Genomic DNA, 17,421 nt, shown 5'->3' with positions numbered 1-17,421 from the left:
CCTGTGCGGAGGAGGGCAGGCGCGGCTTCTGTCCCATGCCCCAGGGGCGCCAGGCCCTGTGTTTCGAAGGCCTGAGGCCCCCGAGAGAGAGGTTCGCGTGTCACCCAGGCTAGAGACCGAGGACCTGTACAAGGTCTTCGGCAGACGACCGGACACCGCCGTGGAACGGCTCCGCCAGGGAGCCGACCGGGAGGAGCTGCGCGCCGACGGCACCACCGCCGCCGTGATCGACGCCTCCTTCCAGGTCGAGCCGGGCGAGATATTCGTCGTGATGGGCCTGTCCGGGTCCGGCAAGTCCACCCTGCTGCGCCTGCTCAACGGCCTGCTGGAACCGACCGCGGGACAGGTCCGTTTCGACGGCCAGGACCTCACCGCGCTCACCGACCGCGAACTGCGCGAACTGCGCTCCAGGAAGATCAGCATGGTCTTCCAGCACTTCGCGCTCTTCCCGCACCGCACCGTCCGTGACAACGCCGCCTACGGCCTGGCCGTGCAGGGCGTGCCCCGCGCCGAGCGCGTCCGCCGCGCCGACGAGGCGCTCGCCCTGTGCGGCCTGGCCGGGTGGGAGGACTCCTGGCCGGACGAGCTGTCCGGCGGCATGCAGCAGCGTGTCGGCCTGGCCCGCGCCCTGGCCACCGACGCCGACCTGCTCCTCATGGACGAGTCGTTCAGCGCGCTGGACCCGCTGATCCGCCGGGACATGCAGGACCAGCTGCTGGAGCTGCAGAAGACCCTGAAGAAGACCATCGTCTTCATCACCCACGACCTCAACGAGGCCATGCGCCTGGGTGACCGCATCGCCGTGATGCGCGACGGCCGGATCGTCCAGACCGGCACCGCCGAGGACATCCTGCTGCGGCCCGCCGACGACTACGTCGCCTCCTTCACCCAGGACGTCGACCGCTCCCGGGTGCTGACCGCCGCCGCCGTCATGGACACCGACGTGGCCGGCGACGAGGCGGACTGCGACTGCGGCACCGCGACCCCGGACACCCCGTTCACCGAACTGTGCGCGCTCAGCGCCCGGTTGCCCCACCCCGTCGCCGTCCTGGACCGGGACCACGCCGTCGTCGGCGTCGTACCGCAGGCGCGGTTGGTCGGTTTCCTCGCGGAGGACGCGGGCGAACCCGTCCTCTGCGACGGCGGGAAGAAGGTGACCGCCCGTGCCTAGGCTGCGTCTCGGCGACTGGGTCGACTCCGGCGTGAACTGGCTGGTCGCCCACATGTCCTGGCTCTTCGACGCGATCCGCGCGGTCGTCGAGGGCATGTACGACGGCATCGACGGCGTCCTCACCGCCCCCGCGCCCCTGCTGCTGGCGGGCATCCTGGCGGTCCTCGCGTGGTGGCTGCGCGGGCTGGCCGCGGGCGTCCTGGCCTTCGCCGGATTCGCGCTTGTGGACTCCCTCGACCTGTGGGACCGCGCCATGTCCACCCTGGCGCTGGTCCTGGTCGCCACGGTGATCGCCCTGGTCATCTCCGTGCCGCTGGGCATCTGGGCCGCCCGCTCCCGGGCCGTCAGCGCGGCCGTACGGCCGGTCCTGGACCTCCTCCAGACCATGCCGTCGATGGTCCTGCTGATCCCGGCCATCCTCTTCTTCGGCCTGGGCACCGCCGCCGGCGTGATCGCCACCCTGATCTTCGCCCTGGCGCCCGGCGTCCGCATGACCGAGCTGGGCATCCGCCAGGTCGACGCGGAACTCGTCGAGGCCGCCGAGGCGTTCGGCACCACACCGCGCGACACCCTGCTGCGCGTCCAGCTGCCGCTCGCGCTGCCGACCATCATGGCCGGCGTCAACCAGGTCATCATGCTGGGCCTTTCGATGGTCGTCATCGCCGGCATGGTCGGCACCGGCGGCCTCGGCGGCGCGGTCAACGAGGCCATCGGCCAGCTCGACATCGGCTTCGGCTTCGAGGCGGGCGTCGGCATCGTCGTCCTCGCCATCTACCTCGACCGCATGACCAGCGCACTCGGCACCCAGCTCTCCCCGCTCGGCCGCCGTGCCGCCGCCAAGGTCCGCCCCACTCCCTGGACCTACCGGCCCCGCCCGGCCGTCGCCGTCGTCGGCGTGGTCGTCCTGGCCCTGGTCGCGAGCGGTCTGGGCATCTTCGGCTCCTCGTCGGGCACCGCCCGCGCCTCCGCCTCCGACATCGGCCGGGGCAAGGAGATCAAGATCGGCTACATCCCCTGGGACGAGGGCATCGCCTCCACCTTCCTGTGGCAGGAGCTGCTGGAGGAACGCGGCTTCAAGGTCACCACCACCCAGTACGCCGCCGGTCCCCTCTACACCGGCCTCGCCACCGGCCAGCTCGACTTCGAGACCGACTCCTGGCTGCCCGTCACGCACGCCGAGTACTGGAAGAAGTACGGCAAGCAGCTCGACGACCTCGGCAAGTGGTACGGACCCACCTCGCTGGAGCTCACCGTCCCGTCGTACGTGAAGGACGTGAACTCGCTGGCCGACCTGAAGGACCACGCCCCGGAGTTCGGCGGGAAGGTCGTCGGCATCGAGCCGAGCGCCGGCATGATGGGCCTGCTCAAGTCCAAGGTCCTCAAGGAGTACGGCCTCGACGGCAGCTACCAGGTCGTCGACGGCTCCACGCCCGCCATGCTCGCCGAGCTCAAGCGGGCCTACGCGAAGCGGCAGCCCATCCTGGTCACCCTGTGGTCGCCGCACTGGGCCTACAGCGACTACGGCCTGAAGAAGCTGAAGGACCCGAAGGGCGCCTGGGGCTCCGGCGACGGCGTGCACACGCTGTCCCGCAAGGGCTTCTCCGGGGACAACCCCGAGGTCGGCGCCTGGCTCAAGGACTTCTCCATGACGGAGAAGCAGCTCACCGAGCTGGAGGCGGCGATCCAGAAGGCCGGCCAGGGCAAGGAGCAGGACGCGGTCCGCGCCTGGCTGAAGCAGAACCCCGGCCTCGTCGACAAGTGGGCGCCGATCCGGAAGTGAGCGGGGGCGGGCCGCCCCCGGGGCGAAGCCCTTCGTACACGGCCCGCCTCCCGCGAGGCCGGGGCAGGCGCGCGTCGCCGCCCCGGCCTCGGCCGTACCGCCCGCTCCACGGCCGCTCGTGTCGGACCGGGCGCGGGCGGCGGACCCGACCCGGTCGGCGAAGCGCCCCCGCCGACCGGGACGACACCGGCCCCAACGTCCGCGGCGACACCGGCCGCACCGTCCGCGGCGACACCGGCCGCACCGTCCGTGGCGACACCGTCCGCGGCCACACCGGCCGCACCGTGCCCGCCGCCGGGATCGGCCCGGTCCGAGGCGCCTGGCGGCGGCCGTACCGTCGACCGGCCACCGCGTCACCCGCGCCGCGGCGTCTCCCGCACGGTCGTCGTCGCCCCCGCCGCGGCGGCTCTCGCACGGTCGTCGTCGCCGCCCCCCGCCGGTCCGCGCACCCGGAGAAGCCGCCTCGGTCCCGGGACCGGCCGCCGCTCCCCATCCGCCGACGGCACCCGCGGACGGACCCTCGCCTACGAAAAGGATCCGGCCAACCACATAGCGCTAAGGCATTACCCAAGCCTCGTGGCCGAGCGGGCCGGAGCGCCCGACCGCGCGTGCGGCGCGCCCCCTGCTCCGTCGCCCCGCGCCCAGGACGCCCCGGACGGCACAGCGGTCCGCAGCGGCACCACGGCACCCACCGGCCACCACCGTCTCCGCCGCACCGGCGACCGCCAACTCCGCCCCGGTCCAGGGGACTTCAGCCGGTGGCAGGCGTACGCGGATCAGCGCCCCGCCCGGGGCGGGCCGGTCCCGGCGCAAGCGCGGGGAACATCGGGGCCCGCGCGCGCATTGAACCCTTCGGGCACCCCCTCGTCCCGATCGAGGGCCGACGCCTGCGTGACGACTTCGGCAGCTGGTCGCCCCGCGGCCACGACGCCGTTCCGGCCCGGCCGACCGGAACGCACCCGCGCACGCCCGGCGGCGGCCGTGCCCTCGCAGGCCGGCCGGCCACCCCGCTCACCGGCGCCGGCGCCTCCGCGGCCCTCCTGACCGGCGACTTCGTCCGGCGGGCGGAGACGGTGCCCGGCGGGCGCCGCCACTGGCGCGAACTGTGAGGGTCGCGCTCACCCGACGTGACGGGGATGTGACGCCCGCCTGAAACGGTTTGCCGAACATGCGTAGGGTGCAGACAAGCCGACAGAGGGAGCCCGGCCGAATCGGGGCACCCGGTGGACGGACCGACGAGCGAAGGAGGGAGCCGGAGCGATGGGCGACCACAAAGACCAGCAGCCCGTGCGGGTGGGCGCGGCAGTCCGGCGGCGTCGCCGCGCGCTGGAGCTCACCCTCGCCGTCGTGGCCGAGCGCAGCGGCCTGTCGGTGCCCTTCCTGAGCCAGATCGAGAACGACCGGGCGCGGCCCAGCCGCACCTCGCTGGAGAAGCTGGCCGACGCCCTGCGCACCACGGCCGTCGAACTCCTCGCCGCCGCCGACCCGGCGTGCAGCGTGGACGTCGTCCGCGCCGACGCCGCCGAGCCGGACTTCGCGCGCGCGGTGCGCTCCCTGGTGCGCGGCCACCACCAGCTGCACGCCTCGGAGTTCACCGGCGACCACGACGCGGGCCGCGAATTCCAGCACCGCAACGACGAGTTGATGTACGTCGCGGACGGAGCGGTGGAGGTCGAGGCCGAGGGCCGCGCCTATCGCCTGGGCCGCGGCGACACGCTCTACCTCACCGGTGGGGTCCGCCACCGGTGGCGGGCGACGGTCCCGGACACCCGGGTGATCGTGGTGGCGGTGGCGGAGCACATCGAGGCGGTCCAGGACCGACCCCGCTGATGCGTGTCGTCTCCCTGGTGCCCTCGCTCACCGAGGCGGTCGCCGAAACGCTGCCCGGAGTCGTCGTCGGGGCCACCGACTGGTGCACCCGTCCGGCCGATCTGTCCGCCGCCCGTGTCGGCGGTACCAAGAACCCCCGGCTGGAGCGGATCCTCGGCCTCGCCCCCGACCTGGTGATCGCCAACGAGGAGGAGAACCGCGCCCCCGACCTCGACGCGCTGCGGACGGCCGGGGCGCGGGTGCTGGTCACCGAGGTGCGAGGGGTGACGCAGGCCTTCGGCGAGCTGGACAGGGTGCTGACCGCGTGCGGGGCGCGCACCCGCCCGCGCTGGCTGGACGAGGCCGAGGAGGCCTGGTCGGCGCCGGTGCCCGAGTCCCGTGCGCGCGCGGTCGTGCCGATCTGGCGGCGGCCCTGGATGGTCCTCGGCCGGGACACCTTCGCGGGGGACGTCCTGAGGCGGCTGGGGGTCGGGAACCTGTACGACGCCCACCCCGAGCGGTACCCGCGCGTCCCCGTCGAGGAGCTGAACGCGGCCCGGCCCGGCCTGGTCGTCCTCCCGGACGAGCCCTACCGCTTCACCGCCGCCGACGGCCCCGAGGCGTTCCCCGGCCTGCCCTGCGCGCTCGTCAGCGGACGGCACCTGACGTGGTACGGACCGTCACTGGCGAAGGCGCCGCGGGTGCTGGACCGGGCGCTGCGAGCAGCCGCCCGCTGACGAGTCCGCGGACCGTGCCGGCGGCGGCCGCCAGCCAGCAGGCGACGAGCAGCGCGTACAGAACCGCCGCCAGCCCGTCGTAGACCGCGAGCCCGGTGTGCCGGCCCAGCGCGGCGGCGCCCGTGACGCAGGTCCCCACCGGGAAGGTGAACGCCCACCACGTCATGGCGAACCGCATGCCCTGCCGCCGTGCCCGGACCACGTGCGCGAGCGCCAGCGCCAGCCACAGCAGCGCGAACCCCATGACCGGAACGCCGTAGAGGACGGCGAGAAGGCCGAACCCGGCGGCGTACGGGGGCGGCACCACGCCGGGCGCGAGGTCCGCGAAGGCGCCGACCGCGGTCGTGGACTGCCCGAGCGGGCCCAGCACCAGGAAGACCGTGGGGGTGAGCGCGAGCGGCAGCGGGCCGCTGGTGACGAGCCGGGCGAAGACGAGCGTCAGCATCAGCAGCGTCGCCAGCAGACTCATTCCGAAGAGCGCGAAGCAGCCGTAGAGCAGGGTCGCGCGCGGCTGGCCCGGCGGCAGGTGGGGCACCAGCTTCGGGCCGAGCGCGGCCGACACCATCGGCGCGACCAGCGGCAGCAGCCACGCCGGGGTGGCCTGTCCGGGCTCGGCCCGGTGCCGTACGGCCAGCAGGTAGGGCACGGCGACGGCGGCCGCGAGCCCCACGGCCGTACCGGCGGCGAACAGCACCGCGTCCAGGGCCACCGCCGCCGGTTCGCCGATCCAGTCCCGTCCGAGGACGAGGGCTCCGCCGCCGACCGCGAGCAGGGCCATGGCGAGGCAGCCGTAGAAGGGCGCGACCGCCGGGTCGGCGAGGTGGGCGAGGGCCTGGTCGCGATGGTGGATCCAGTGCAGGGCGCGGGCGGCGAGCACGGCCAGCAGCTGCAGCAGGGACAGGGCCCAGACGGCGACGAACAGCTCGCGCGGGCCGTCGCCGGCGACGGCGGCGCCGCCGAGGGCCACGGCGGCGGTGCCCATGACGGAGGCGTACCAGTGGGGGCCGAGATGCCGGACTGCGGTGACCATGCCTCCACGGTCCCGCGGCTTCGCGCCGCCGACCAGGGAGTCCTTCTCTATGAGGACATAAGCTGGTCTTATGAGCGAGACGGACGGGACGGGGGACCGGGCGGCGGGCGGGACACTGGCGCACCGCGTCCCGGATCTCGGCGCGCTGGAACTGCTGCTGGCGGTGGCCCGGCTGGGCAGTCTCGGCGCCGCGGCCCGGGAGGTCGGCATCACCCAGCCGGCGGCCAGCAGCCGGATCCGCTCGATGGAACGGCAGCTGGGCGTGGCCCTCGTCGACCGCTCGCCGCGCGGCTCCCGGCTCACCGACGCGGGCGCGCTGGTGACCGACTGGGCGCGGCGGGTGGTGGAGGCGGCGGAGGCCTTCGACGTGGGGGCGCAGGCGCTGCGGGACCGGCGGGACTCGCGGCTGCGGGTGGCGGCGAGCATGACCATCGCCGAATACCTGCTGCCGGGCTGGCTGCTCGCGCTGCGGGCGCAGCGTCCCGGCACGGCGGTCTCGCTGCTGGCCGGGAACTCCGCGGCCGTGGCCGAGCGGCTGCTCAGGGACGAGGCGGACCTGGGCTTCGTGGAGGGGCTGACGGTTCCGCAGGGTCTGGACTCCACGGTGATAGCCCATGACCGTCTGATCGTGGTGGCGGCCCCGGCGCATCCGTGGGCCCGCCGCGGGCGCCGGGTGGCGGCCCGGGAACTGGCGGCCACCCCGCTGATCCTGCGGGAGCGCGGCTCGGGGACCCGCCAGGTCCTCGACGCGGCGCTGGGCGGCCTGGCCCGTCCGCTGATCGAGCTGTCGTCGACGACTGCGGTCAAGGCGGCGGCGGTCAGCGGCGCCGGCCCGGCGGTCCTGAGCGAACTGGCGGTGGGCGAGGAGCTGGCGATGCGCCGCCTGGTGAGCGTCCCGGTGGAGGGCGTCGCGCTCCGGCGCGACCTGCGGGCGGTCTGGCCGACGGGCCACCGCCCGGCGGGACCGGCCCGCGACCTCCTCACCCTGACCCGCGGCTGAGGGCGGCCCGCCGCGGGGGCGGGTCAGGCCGCGGCCGCGACCAGCGCCCGCATCACCCGCAGGTCCTCGCCCATCTCCGGATGCCACTGGACGCCGAGAACCCAGCCCCGGCCCTCGGGCAGCTCGATCGCCTCGACCGTGCCGTCCGCCGCGTGCGCCGAGGGCAGCAGCCCGGCGCCGAGGCGGTCGACCGCCTGGTGGTGGAAGGTGGGGACGTCGGTCTCCTCCGGGACGGTGGCCGCGTACCGGGTGCCGGGAACCGGCTTGACCCCGTGGTGTCCGAAGACGCCGGGCACCTCCGCGTGGCCGTCGATGTGCTGGACGAGCGTGCCGCCCAGGGCGACGTTCAGCAGCTGCATGCCCCGGCAGATCCCGAGCAGCGGGGTGCCCGCGGCCAGCGCCGCGTCGATCAGGGCCAGCTCCCAGGCGTCCCGGTCGCGCGCGGGGCGGCCGGTGCGCGGGTCGGGTGCGGCGCCGTAGCGGACCGGCTCCACGTCCGGGCCGCCCGCGATCACCAGGCCGTCCAGCCGGGCCACCGCCGCCGTCGCGTGGCGCGGGTCGTCCGGCGGCAGCAGCGCGGCCAGGCCGCCCGCCCGCTGGACCAGGCGCGGGTAGCCGGCCGGCAGCAAGGCCGCCTCCAGCTCCCAGACGCCCCAGCGGGTGCCGGCCTCCAGATAGGTGCTCACGCCGATCAGCGGCCGTCCGGCCATGGACCCTCCCCGGTCGTAAAGGTGCTCCCGCACACCTTTATACGCGCACGCGGCCGGGGCGCGCCGGTCGGCGGCCGGGCCGGCCGGGAAGGGCGGCGGTCAGGCCAGGAACCCCCGCAGCAGGGCCGCCGTCCCCGCGCAGTGCTCGCGCATCATCTCCCGGGCGCCGTCCGCGTCGCCGTCCAGGACCGCCTCGACCAGGGCGGTGTGCTGGCGCTGCGAGTGCTCCAAATTGCGCACCAGCAGCGGGATGCAGTCCAGGAGGTCGTTGACCCTCGCCCGCACGGCCGCGTACTGGGCGGTCAGCGACGGCGAGCCGCACAGCTCGGCGATCGTGAGGTGGAGCAGCGTGTCCAGGCGCCGGTAGTCCGCGAGCGGCGCCTCGTGGGTGCGGGCCAGCGCGTCGCGCAGCCGGTCCGCCTGCTCCTCGGACAGCCCGTGCGCCGAGCACAGCCCGGCCGCGCCCACCTCCAGGACCTCGCGGAAGCGCAGCACGTCCTCGATGTCGACCTCGGCGATCCGGCGCCGCAGCTCGTCCTCGCCGCCCGCGTCGGCGCGCGGCAGCACGAACGTGCCGCCGTAGCGCCCGCGCCGCGACTCCACCAGCCCCTGGTCCTGGAGCACCTTCAGCACCTCGCGCAGCGTGACCCGGCTGATCCCGAGCCGGTCCGCCAGCTCCCGCTCGGCGGGCAGCCGGCCGCCGCCCGGAACCAGGCCCAGCCGGACGACCTGGAGGATCTGCTCCAGCGCCTCCTCGAAGCCGTTGCCCGCCCGAACCGGCCGCAGGACCGGCGTCAACGGGTCGTCGAGGGTGCCGTCCGCATCCGGCGACATAGGGCCGTGCCCCCTTCCCAAGCAATGGTTCTCACCCATACCTTAGAACTCCCGGCCCGGCCGAAGCAGCGCGTTGAAGCCCAAGGAGTCCTCCCGTGGCAGACCGCACACCCCCGCTCAGCGTCGAGGAACTGCACACCCTCGTCGCGGGCGGCGAGATCGACACTGTCGTCCTGGCCTTCCCCGACATGCAAGGGCGACTGCAGGGAAAGCGGTTCGCGGCCCGCTTCTTCCTCGACGAGGTCCTGCGCCACGGCACCGAGGGCTGCAACTACCTGCTCGCCGTCGACACCGAGATGAACACCGTCGAGGGCTACGCCATGTCCTCCTGGGACCGCGGCTACGGCGACTTCGCCATGCACCCCGACCTCGCCACCCTCCGCCGCGTGCCCTGGAACCCGGGCACCGCGATGCTCATCGCCGACCTCGCCTGGAACGACGGCACCCCCGTCGTCGCCGCGCCCCGGCAGATCCTCCGCCGCCAGCTGGAACGCCTCGCCGAACTCGGCTGCACCGCACAGGTCGGTACGGAGCTGGAGTTCATCGTGTTCAAGGACACCTACGAGGCCGCCTGGGACGCGAACTACCGCGGACTGACCCCGGCCAACCAGTACAACATCGACTACTCGGTCCTCGGAACCGGCCGGATCGAGCCGCTGCTCCGCCGGATCCGGAACGACATGGCGGGCGCCGGACTGACCGTCGAGTCCGCCAAGGGCGAGTGCAACCCGGGCCAGCACGAGATCGTCTTCCGCTACGACGAGGCGCTGGTCACCTGCGACCAGCACGCGATCTACAAGACCGGCGCCAAGGAGATCGCCGCCCAGGAGGGCGTCTCCCTCACCTTCATGGCCAAGTACAACGAGCGGGAGGGCAACTCCTGCCACATCCACCTGTCGCTGGCCGACGCGGACGGCGCCAACGCCTTCGCCGCCGCGGACGGCATGTCCGAGCTGATGCGCCACTTCCTCGCCGGACAGCTGGCCGCCCTGCGGGACTTCTCGCTCCTGTACGCGCCCAACATCAACAGCTACAAGCGGTTCCAGCCGGGCTCCTTCGCCCCGACCGCCGTCGCCTGGGGCCACGACAACCGCACCTGCGCCCTCCGGGTCGTCGGCCACGGCCGCTCGCTGCGGTTCGAGAACCGGCTGCCCGGCGGCGACGTCAACCCGCACCTAGCCGTCGCCGGCCTGGTCGCGGCCGGCCTGTACGGCGTCGAGCACAAGCTCGAACTCCCCGAACCCTGCCCCGGCAACGCCTACGCCGCCGACTTCGCGCACGTCCCGACCACGCTCCGGGAGGCCGCCGAGCTGTGGGAGAACAGCCCCGTCGCACGGGCCGCCTTCGGCGACGAGGTCGTCGCCCACTACCGCAACATGGCCCGCGTCGAGCTGGCCGCCTACGACGCCGCGGTGACCGACTGGGAGCTGCGCCGCTCCTTCGAACGCATGTGAGGCACCACTTGTCGCACCAGTACGCACTCGACGTCCTCGACCCGGCCACGGCGGAGGTGATCGCGACCGTCCCCGGGGCCGTGGCGGAGGACGTCGACACCGCCGTACGACGGGGTGCCGAGGCCCAGCGGCGGTGGGCCGCGCTCGCACCCGGCGAACGGGCCAGGCTGCTGCGCCGGTTCGCCGTCGCGGTCGACGAACACCGCGAGGAACTGGCCCGGCTGGAGGTGAAGGAGGCCGGGCACACCATCGGCAACGCCCGCTGGGAGGCGGGCAACGTCCGCGACCTGCTCGACTACGCGGCCGGCGGTGTGGAACGGCTGACGGGACGCCAGATCCCGGTCCCCGGCGGCCTCGACATCACCCTCCTCGAACCCCTCGGGGTCGTCGCCGTCATCGCGCCCTGGAACTTCCCGATGCCGATCGCGGCCTGGGGCACCGCACCCGCCCTCGCGGCCGGCAACGCGGTCATCCTGAAACCCGCCGAGACCACCCCCCTCACCGCGCTCCGGCTCGCCGAACTCGCCCTGGCGGCAGGCCTTCCCGAGCACCTCTTCCAGGTGCTTCCCGGCCGCGGCGACATCACGGGCGAGGCCCTGGTCCGGCACCCCGGTGTCGCCAAGATCGTGTTCACCGGCTCCACCCGCGTCGGCAAGCGCATCATGGCGCTCTGCGCCGACCAGGTGAAACGCGTGACCCTCGAACTCGGCGGCAAGAGCCCCAACATCGTCTTCGCCGACGCCGACATCGAGGCCGCCGCGGCCGCCGCCCCCATGTCCTTCCTGGACAACTCAGGGCAGGACTGCTGCGCCCGCACCCGCGTCCTGGTGCAGCGCTCCGTCCACGACCGCTTCCTGGAACTCCTCGCCCCCGCCGTCGCGTCCGTCACCGTCGGCGACCCGGCCGACGAGAAGACCGACATGGGCCCGCTGATCTCCAGGTCCCAGCTGGACCGCGTCCGTTCGTACGTCGACGCCGAGGCGCCCGGCATCCGCGGCACGGCTCCCGACGGCCCCGGCTTCTGGTTCCCGCCGACCGTCCTCACCGGCGTCGACCCCCGGGCCCGCGTGGCCGTCGAGGAGGTCTTCGGCCCGGTCGCCGTCGTCATCCCCTTCGACGACGAGGCCGACGCGGTCCGCCTGGCCAACGACACCGACTACGGCCTCTCCGGCTCGCTGTGGACCCGGGACGTCGGCCGCGCGCTGCGCGTCTCCCAGGCCGTCAGGGCCGGCAACCTGTCCGTCAACTCCCATTCCAGCGTCCGCTACTGGACCCCCTTCGGCGGCTACAAGCAGTCGGGGATCGGCCGCGAACTCGGCCCGGACGCGCTCACCGCCTTCACCGAGACCAAGAACGTCTTCATCAGCACGGAGGGCCCCGCACAGTGACCGCATCCACCGAAGAGACCGTCTGCCGCCGACTCGTCGGCCGTACCGCCGTCATCACCGGAGCCGGCAGCGGCATCGGTCTCGCCACCGCGCGGCGGCTCGCCTCCGAGGGCGCCCACGTCGTCTGCGGCGACGTCGACGAGACCCGCGGCAAGGCCGCCGCCGAGGAGGTCGGCGGAATCTTCGTGAAGGTCGACGTCACCGACGCCGAACAGGTCGAAGCCCTCTTCAGGACGGCCTTCGACGCCTACGGCAGCGTCGACGTCGCCTTCAACAACGCCGGCATCTCGCCCCCCGACGACGACTCCATCCTGGAGACCGGCCTGGAGGCCTGGAAGCGTGTCCAGGAGGTCAACCTCACCTCCGTGTACCTGTGCTGCAAGGCCGCCATCCCCTACATGCGGCGCCAGGGCAAGGGCTCCATCATCAACACCGCGTCCTTCGTGGCCCGGATGGGCGCGGCCACCTCGCAGATCTCCTACACCGCGTCCAAGGGCGGCGTGCTGGCCATGTCGCGGGAACTGGGCGTCCAGTTCGCCCGCGAGGGCATCCGCGTCAACGCCCTGTGCCCCGGACCGGTCAACACCCCGCTGTTGCAGGAGCTGTTCGCCAAGGACCCCGAGCGGGCCGCCCGGCGCCTGGTCCACATCCCGCTCGGCCGGTTCGCCGAGGCCGACGAGATCGCCGCCGCCGTCGCCTTCCTCGCCAGCGACGACTCCTCGTTCGTCAACGCCAGCGACTTCCTGGTGGACGGCGGGATCTCCGGCGCGTACGTGACCCCCCTGTAGCGGCCGCCGGGTCCCTCGGCGGTCCCGGACCGCCGAGGGACCGGAAGGTCAGAGGAAGGTGTGGCCCTCGCCCCGGTAGGTCGGCACGGTCGCCGTCACCCGGTCGCCCTCGACCAGGTGCAGCTCCGCGAAGCGCTCGCACAGCTCACCCGCCTTGGCGTGCCGGAACCACACCTTGTCGCCGATCAGCAGGTCGTCCGCGGCGGAGCCCAGCAGCGGGGTCTGCACCTCGCCGGGCCCCTCCTGCGGGTCGTACGAGAGCCCCTGCGGCAGGTACGGCACCGGCAGCCGGTCGGGGCCCGCGGCACCCGAGGCCGGGTAGCCGCCGCCGAGAACGGTCACCACGCCGACACCGGGCCGCCGGACCACCGGCATCGCGAACAGCGCGGCCGGACGGCCGGTGAACGACGTGTAGTTGTCGAAGAGCCGCGGCACGTACAGTCCCGACCCGGCCGCTATCTCGGTGACCGCGTCCTCGGCCGCCGTGCTCTGCACGCTGCCGGTGCCGCCGCCGTTGACGAACTCCAGGTTCGGCGCCACCGCCCGGACCGCCCGCACCACCGCCGCGCGCCGCTCGGCCAGTTCACGGCGGGCGGTGGCCTGCATCAGGCGGACCGCGCGAGAGCGCAACGGCCGCCCGGCGACCTTGTCGCCGACCCCGGCGACGTGCCCCTCGTACGCCATGATCCCGACCAGTTCGAAGCCCGGCCGCCGGGCCACGGTCCGCGCCAGGTCGGCGAGCTGGGCGGGGGAGTGGAGCGGCGACCGCCGGGCCCCGACCCGCACCCGGCCCCCGAACAGCTTCAGCGCGGTGTCCAACTCCAGGCAGACCCGGACCACTTCGCGCCCGCCGTCGCGAGCCGCGTCGATCAGGTCGAGATGCGCCGGGTCGTCGATCATCACCGTCACGGCGGCGGCCAGCTTCGGATCGGCGGCCAGCTCGGCGAACCCGGCCCGGTCGGCGGACGGATAGGCCAGCAGGACGTCGTCGAACCCGGAGCGCGCGAGCCACAGGGACTCCGCGAGGGTGAACGACATGATCCCGGCGAAGCCGTCCTTCGCCAGGACCCGTTCCAGCAGGTGCCGGCAGCGAACGGACTTGCTCGCGACCCGAACCGGCTTGCCGCCGGCCCGGCGCACGAGATCGTCCGCGTTGGCGTCGAACGCCTCCAGATCGACGATCGCGAGAGGGGCGTCCAGGTGGGCGGTGGCCCGGTCGTAACGGGCCCGGTCAGCGGCGCGCGCAGTCATGAACGAAGCCTGCCAGACAGGATTACCGCAGGGTAGGGGGACGATACGGGCAGATGCCCCGCGGTCGTGGACTGGTTCCCGATCGCCCTCGCGCAACCCGTAGAGTGACGCGCACGTACGGCGCGGCGAGCCCGGTCGCCATCCCCGCGCGGGGATGCGGATCCTGTGCGCGGGTATGCCTGCCCGGAGCGGAAGTCGCCGTGCCGGGGGAGCCGCCGGCCCGTACGCGGTATCGGCCCGGGCAGGAGGAGACGGGGGCGCATGAGCACGGAAGCGCGGCACGCCCCGGTCCCGCGACGCCCCTCGTCCGACCCCGCGCCCGCCGTGGACGGCCAGGACGGCGCGCCCGGCGCCGCCGACGGGACCGGCCGGACCGACGTGACCGGCCGGACCGACCGACCGGGATTCTTCGAGCGGCCGCCCCGGATGAACCGGCCGCACCGGTCCGACGTATCCACTGACAGCGCCGACACCACCGGGCAGGACCAGCCGCCGGGACCGTCCGGTGCACAGCTGGGTCGTGAGGACCGGACGAGTCGGGGCGGTGCGGTGGCGCAGGGCGAACAGAGCACGGAGGACCGGCCGGCCGGCCGCCCGGCACCCGCCGAGCGCATCACCCGCCCGCGCCACCCCGACCTCCGGCCCCCGCAGGGCCCGTCCGCCGCGCCCCCGCCTCCCGCCTCGGCCCGCTTCCCCGACACCCCGCCCGCCGGCACCGCCGTCCGCCCCGACCGGACCGCGCCGGCGGCGACCCCGGTGGGCGAGGACCGCCGGGACGAGCCGTTCACGCCGTCCGGCCGGGACGGCAGTGGCACCCCGTCCGCCGCTCCCGGCCGGGGCGGCGACCGGACCGGACCGCGCGCGCCCGCCGGGCGCGAGGACCGCGGGACGCGACCGGAGCCCGCCTTCGGCCCGGCCGACCGCGGGAGCGAGCCGTCCGGAACGACCGGCGCGGCCCGCCGGGACGACGGGCCGTCCCTTCGTGAGAGCGGTCGCGGCACGTCCTCCCGGCCGTACCGGCTCGGCCCCGCGACCCGGCGGCCCGGGTCCCTCCCGGAACCGGCCGCCCCGCACCGCACCCCCGGCGCCGTCGACAGACCGCGGACCTCCCCGGACGCGGCCGGAGCCTCCTCCGCTCCGCCCGGCACCAGGCGTCCCCAGGGGTCGCGAGACGTCCCGGCCTCCCTCGCCGCACCGGAACCCGGCGCGGCGTGGAGCCCGCACCAGCGGACCTTCCCGATGCCGACGGCCCCGCCGCGCCCCGCGGCGCCTCCGCAGGCCGCGCCGCCGCCCCGTCCCACGCGGCCTCCCGCGCCCGCCGCCCCACCGCTCCCGCCCCACCCCGCGACACCTCCGCCCGCCGCCGGCACCACCGGCCCGCTGCCCGACCCCGCCATGTCCTGGACCGCCGCCGCCGGAACTCCCGGCCGGAACCGGCCCGTTGTCACCTTCGGCGAACCCGAGGGCTACGACGAGCGGGGATGGGGACGGTCCCTGGTCAGACGGGTGGCGCCGCGGACCGCCGCTGCCGCCGCCTGCGTGGTGCTCGGGCTCGGACTCATCGGCGGAGCGGTGACCGGCAGCTGGCTCGTCGACGACGACACCGGCGCGAGCGCCGCCACCAGCTTCGGCTCCGCCGCCGGACTCTGGCACGACGTGCCCGTCGACGACCTCTTCCCGCCCACCGTGCAGGGCACCGGCGCGGGCCCCGGCGGCGCCGACCGCACCTGGACCCGGATCGCCGTCGCCCCGGCCACCGGGTGCGCCGGCGCCTTCGATCCGCTGCTGCGCAAGGCACTCGCCCCCGTCGGCTGCCGCCGCCTGATCCGGGCCACCTACACCGACGCCACCCAGAGCTACGTGACGACCGTCGGGCTGCTGTTCACCAACGCCGAACCGGCCGGGATGACCGCCCTCGCCAAACGGTTCGAGGACGAGCACCTGGACCGCCGCACCGACCTGATGCCGCTCCCGTACGCCGCCAAGGGCACCGCCGCCGAACGGTTCGGCAAGCGGCAGCGGGCCTCCTGGACGGTCTCCGTGCTCACCGACGCCCCGGTCGTCGCCTACGCCGTCTCCGGCTGGGCCGACGGCCGCACCGTCGACACCCCGCAGTCCGCGGCCGACGCGGAGGCGTCCGGCGCCACCACGGCCGCGGCCCAGGCCGGCCTCGGCAACGAGGCGCAGGGCCTGGCCGACCGCATCGAACGGCGACTGCGGCAGAACACCGCAGGCACGGCAACGGAGAAGCCCTCATGAAGCGCCGCGCGACCGGGGCCGCCCTGAGCCTGCTGATCGCCGGCTCGCTCGCCCTGCTGCCGTCCACGACGGCCTACGCGGACAGCATCCGCGCCCAGCAGTGGGGCCTGTCCGCCCTGCACCTCGACGAGGCCTGGCGGACCACCAAGGGCAAGGGCGTCACCGTGGCGGTCCTGGACACCGGCGTCGAGGCCGGCCATCCCGACCTGGCGGGCAACGTCCTGCCCACCAAGGACATGATCGGCTTCGGCGCCCGGCAGGGCCAGCGCGACTGGGCCCGGCACGGCACCGCCATGGCCGGCATCATCGCCGGTCACGGCCACGGGTACGGCAACGGCGAAGGCGTCATGGGCGTCGCGCCCGAGGCCAGGATCCTGCCCGTCCGCGTCATCCTCGAAGACGGCGACAGCGCCCGCGGCAAGGCCCGCTCCACCCGCGGCAACGCCCTCGCCGAGGGCATCCGCTGGGCCGCCGACCACGGCGCCGACGTCATCAACCTCTCGCTGGGCGACGACTCCGACTCCGCGCACCCCGAGCCCAGCGAGGACGAGGCCATCCAGTACGCCCTGAAGAAGGACGTCGTGGTCGTCGCCTCGGCCGGCAACGGCGGCGACAAGGGCGACCACATCTCCTACCCGGCCGCCTACCCCGGTGTCATCGCCGCCACCGCGGTGGACAAGTTCGGCACCCGCGCCGCCTTCTCCACCCGCCGCTGGTACGCCACGGTCAGCGCGCCCGGCGTCGACATCGTCATCGCCGACCCGGACCACCGGTACTACGAGGGCTGGGGCACGAGCGCCGCCTCGGCCTTCGTGTCGGGCGCGGTGGCCCTGATCAAGTCCGCCCGCCCCGGCCTCACCCCGGCCCAGGTCAAGAAGCTCCTGGAGGACACCGCCCGCGACGCGCCGTCCGGCGGCCGCGACGACTCCAGGGGCTTCGGCATGATCGACCCGGCGGCGGCGATCAAGGACGCGGCCGGGCTGCGGACCCAGAACCTGACGTCGGCGTCGTACGGCCGGAAGTACTTCGGTCCGGGCCCGGACACCGGGAGGACGGCGACGAGCGCGACGGACTGGGCGGCCCCGCTGGCGGGCGGCGCGGGCGGCGTGCTCCTGGTCGCGGCGGTCGTCCTGTGGCGCGGTCGCCGCCGGATCACCTGACCCGCCGACCGGTCCTTCCCGAACACCCCGCACCGCGGCGCCCGGGACGG

The 17,421-nt window shown here is 74.6% G+C and carries 15 protein-coding genes; 11 read left to right on the top strand and 4 right to left on the bottom strand.

Annotation, left to right across the window (positions count from 1 at the left end; all coding sequences use genetic code 11):
* The first annotated feature begins 97 nt into the window (after nucleotides 1-97).
* From ACIRQ9_RS37045 to ACIRQ9_RS37025, 5 genes are all read left to right on the top strand, one after another.
* Nucleotides 98-1,171, top strand: a complete 1,074-nt coding sequence (locus ACIRQ9_RS37045) for a glycine betaine/L-proline ABC transporter ATP-binding protein (RefSeq protein WP_404184074.1) — start codon at nucleotides 98-100, stop codon at nucleotides 1,169-1,171.
* On the top strand, nucleotides 1,164-2,951 hold the full coding sequence (locus tag ACIRQ9_RS37040; protein ID WP_404184071.1) for an ABC transporter permease/substrate binding protein: 1,788 nt from the start codon (nucleotides 1,164-1,166) through the stop codon (nucleotides 2,949-2,951). Before ACIRQ9_RS37045 ends, ACIRQ9_RS37040 begins: the two co-directional genes overlap by 8 nt.
* Nucleotides 2,952-3,709: 758 nt before the next feature.
* Nucleotides 3,710-4,060, top strand: a complete 351-nt coding sequence (locus ACIRQ9_RS37035) for a hypothetical protein (RefSeq protein ID WP_404184068.1) — start codon at nucleotides 3,710-3,712, stop codon at nucleotides 4,058-4,060.
* A 151-nt stretch (nucleotides 4,061-4,211) separates the two neighbouring features.
* Nucleotides 4,212-4,781, top strand: a complete 570-nt coding sequence (locus ACIRQ9_RS37030) for a helix-turn-helix domain-containing protein (RefSeq protein WP_404184065.1) — start codon at nucleotides 4,212-4,214, stop codon at nucleotides 4,779-4,781.
* Nucleotides 4,781-5,497 carry a helical backbone metal receptor gene (locus ACIRQ9_RS37025; RefSeq protein ID WP_404184063.1) on the top strand — a complete coding sequence of 239 codons (717 nt, stop codon included), beginning with the start codon at nucleotides 4,781-4,783 and terminating at the stop codon, nucleotides 5,495-5,497. Before ACIRQ9_RS37030 ends, ACIRQ9_RS37025 begins: the two co-directional genes overlap by 1 nt.
* Here ACIRQ9_RS37025 and ACIRQ9_RS37020 read toward each other — a convergent pair.
* Nucleotides 5,409-6,527 (bottom strand): TDT family transporter, encoded by a 1,119-nt coding sequence (locus tag ACIRQ9_RS37020; protein ID WP_404184061.1) that lies wholly within the window; start codon nucleotides 6,525-6,527, stop codon nucleotides 5,409-5,411. The two genes, ACIRQ9_RS37025 and ACIRQ9_RS37020, sit on opposite strands and share 89 nt — an antisense overlap.
* 70 nt (nucleotides 6,528-6,597) lie before the next feature.
* Between ACIRQ9_RS37020 and ACIRQ9_RS37015 the strand changes: the two genes are divergently transcribed.
* On the top strand, nucleotides 6,598-7,527 hold the full coding sequence (locus tag ACIRQ9_RS37015; RefSeq protein WP_404184058.1) for a LysR family transcriptional regulator: 930 nt from the start codon (nucleotides 6,598-6,600) through the stop codon (nucleotides 7,525-7,527).
* A 23-nt stretch (nucleotides 7,528-7,550) separates the two neighbouring features.
* Here the strand turns inward: ACIRQ9_RS37015 and ACIRQ9_RS37010 are convergent, their stop codons facing one another.
* Nucleotides 7,551-8,237: a gamma-glutamyl-gamma-aminobutyrate hydrolase family protein gene (locus ACIRQ9_RS37010; RefSeq protein ID WP_404184055.1), complete on the bottom strand. Its 687-nt coding sequence runs from the start codon at nucleotides 8,235-8,237 to the stop codon at nucleotides 7,551-7,553.
* A 99-nt stretch (nucleotides 8,238-8,336) separates the two neighbouring features.
* Nucleotides 8,337-9,071, bottom strand: coding sequence for a FadR/GntR family transcriptional regulator (locus ACIRQ9_RS37005; RefSeq protein WP_404184052.1), 735 nt, complete (start codon nucleotides 9,069-9,071; stop codon nucleotides 8,337-8,339).
* A 95-nt stretch (nucleotides 9,072-9,166) separates the two neighbouring features.
* On the opposite strand from ACIRQ9_RS37005, the gene ACIRQ9_RS37000 reads away from it, so the two are divergent.
* Genes ACIRQ9_RS37000 through ACIRQ9_RS36990 form a run of 3 tightly spaced genes read left to right on the top strand, consistent with a single transcriptional unit; the run spans nucleotide 9,167 to nucleotide 12,701 of the window.
* Nucleotides 9,167-10,525, top strand: coding sequence for a glutamine synthetase family protein (locus ACIRQ9_RS37000; RefSeq protein WP_404184050.1), 1,359 nt, complete (start codon nucleotides 9,167-9,169; stop codon nucleotides 10,523-10,525).
* Between the two features lie 8 nt (nucleotides 10,526-10,533).
* On the top strand, nucleotides 10,534-11,913 hold the full coding sequence (locus ACIRQ9_RS36995; protein WP_404184047.1) for an aldehyde dehydrogenase family protein: 1,380 nt from the start codon (nucleotides 10,534-10,536) through the stop codon (nucleotides 11,911-11,913).
* Nucleotides 11,910-12,701 (top strand): 3-oxoacyl-ACP reductase, encoded by a 792-nt coding sequence (locus tag ACIRQ9_RS36990; protein WP_404184044.1) that lies wholly within the window; start codon nucleotides 11,910-11,912, stop codon nucleotides 12,699-12,701. Before ACIRQ9_RS36995 ends, ACIRQ9_RS36990 begins: the two co-directional genes overlap by 4 nt.
* Nucleotides 12,702-12,749: 48 nt before the next feature.
* Here ACIRQ9_RS36990 and ACIRQ9_RS36985 read toward each other — a convergent pair whose 3' ends face one another.
* Complete coding sequence (locus tag ACIRQ9_RS36985) at nucleotides 12,750-13,952, bottom strand: amino acid deaminase/aldolase (RefSeq protein ID WP_404184041.1); 1,203 nt, start codon at nucleotides 13,950-13,952, stop codon at nucleotides 12,750-12,752.
* Nucleotides 13,953-14,213: 261 nt separating this feature from the next.
* Here ACIRQ9_RS36985 and ACIRQ9_RS36980 point away from each other — a divergent pair, with 261 nt between their 5' ends.
* On the top strand, nucleotides 14,214-16,211 hold the full coding sequence (locus ACIRQ9_RS36980; protein ID WP_404184038.1) for a hypothetical protein: 1,998 nt from the start codon (nucleotides 14,214-14,216) through the stop codon (nucleotides 16,209-16,211).
* A complete protein-coding gene (mycP, locus tag ACIRQ9_RS36975) occupies nucleotides 16,208-17,371 on the top strand; it encodes a type VII secretion-associated serine protease mycosin (protein WP_404184035.1) in 1,164 nt (387 codons plus the stop codon). Before ACIRQ9_RS36980 ends, mycP begins: the two co-directional genes overlap by 4 nt.
* Nucleotides 17,372-17,421 lie beyond the last annotated feature (50 nt).

The organism is Streptomyces sp. NPDC101237 (genome assembly GCF_044767465.1).
Classification (GTDB): Bacteria; Actinomycetota; Actinomycetes; order Streptomycetales; family Streptomycetaceae; genus Streptomyces; species Streptomyces gramineus.
This window is presented reverse-complemented; position numbering and strand designations above follow the sequence as displayed.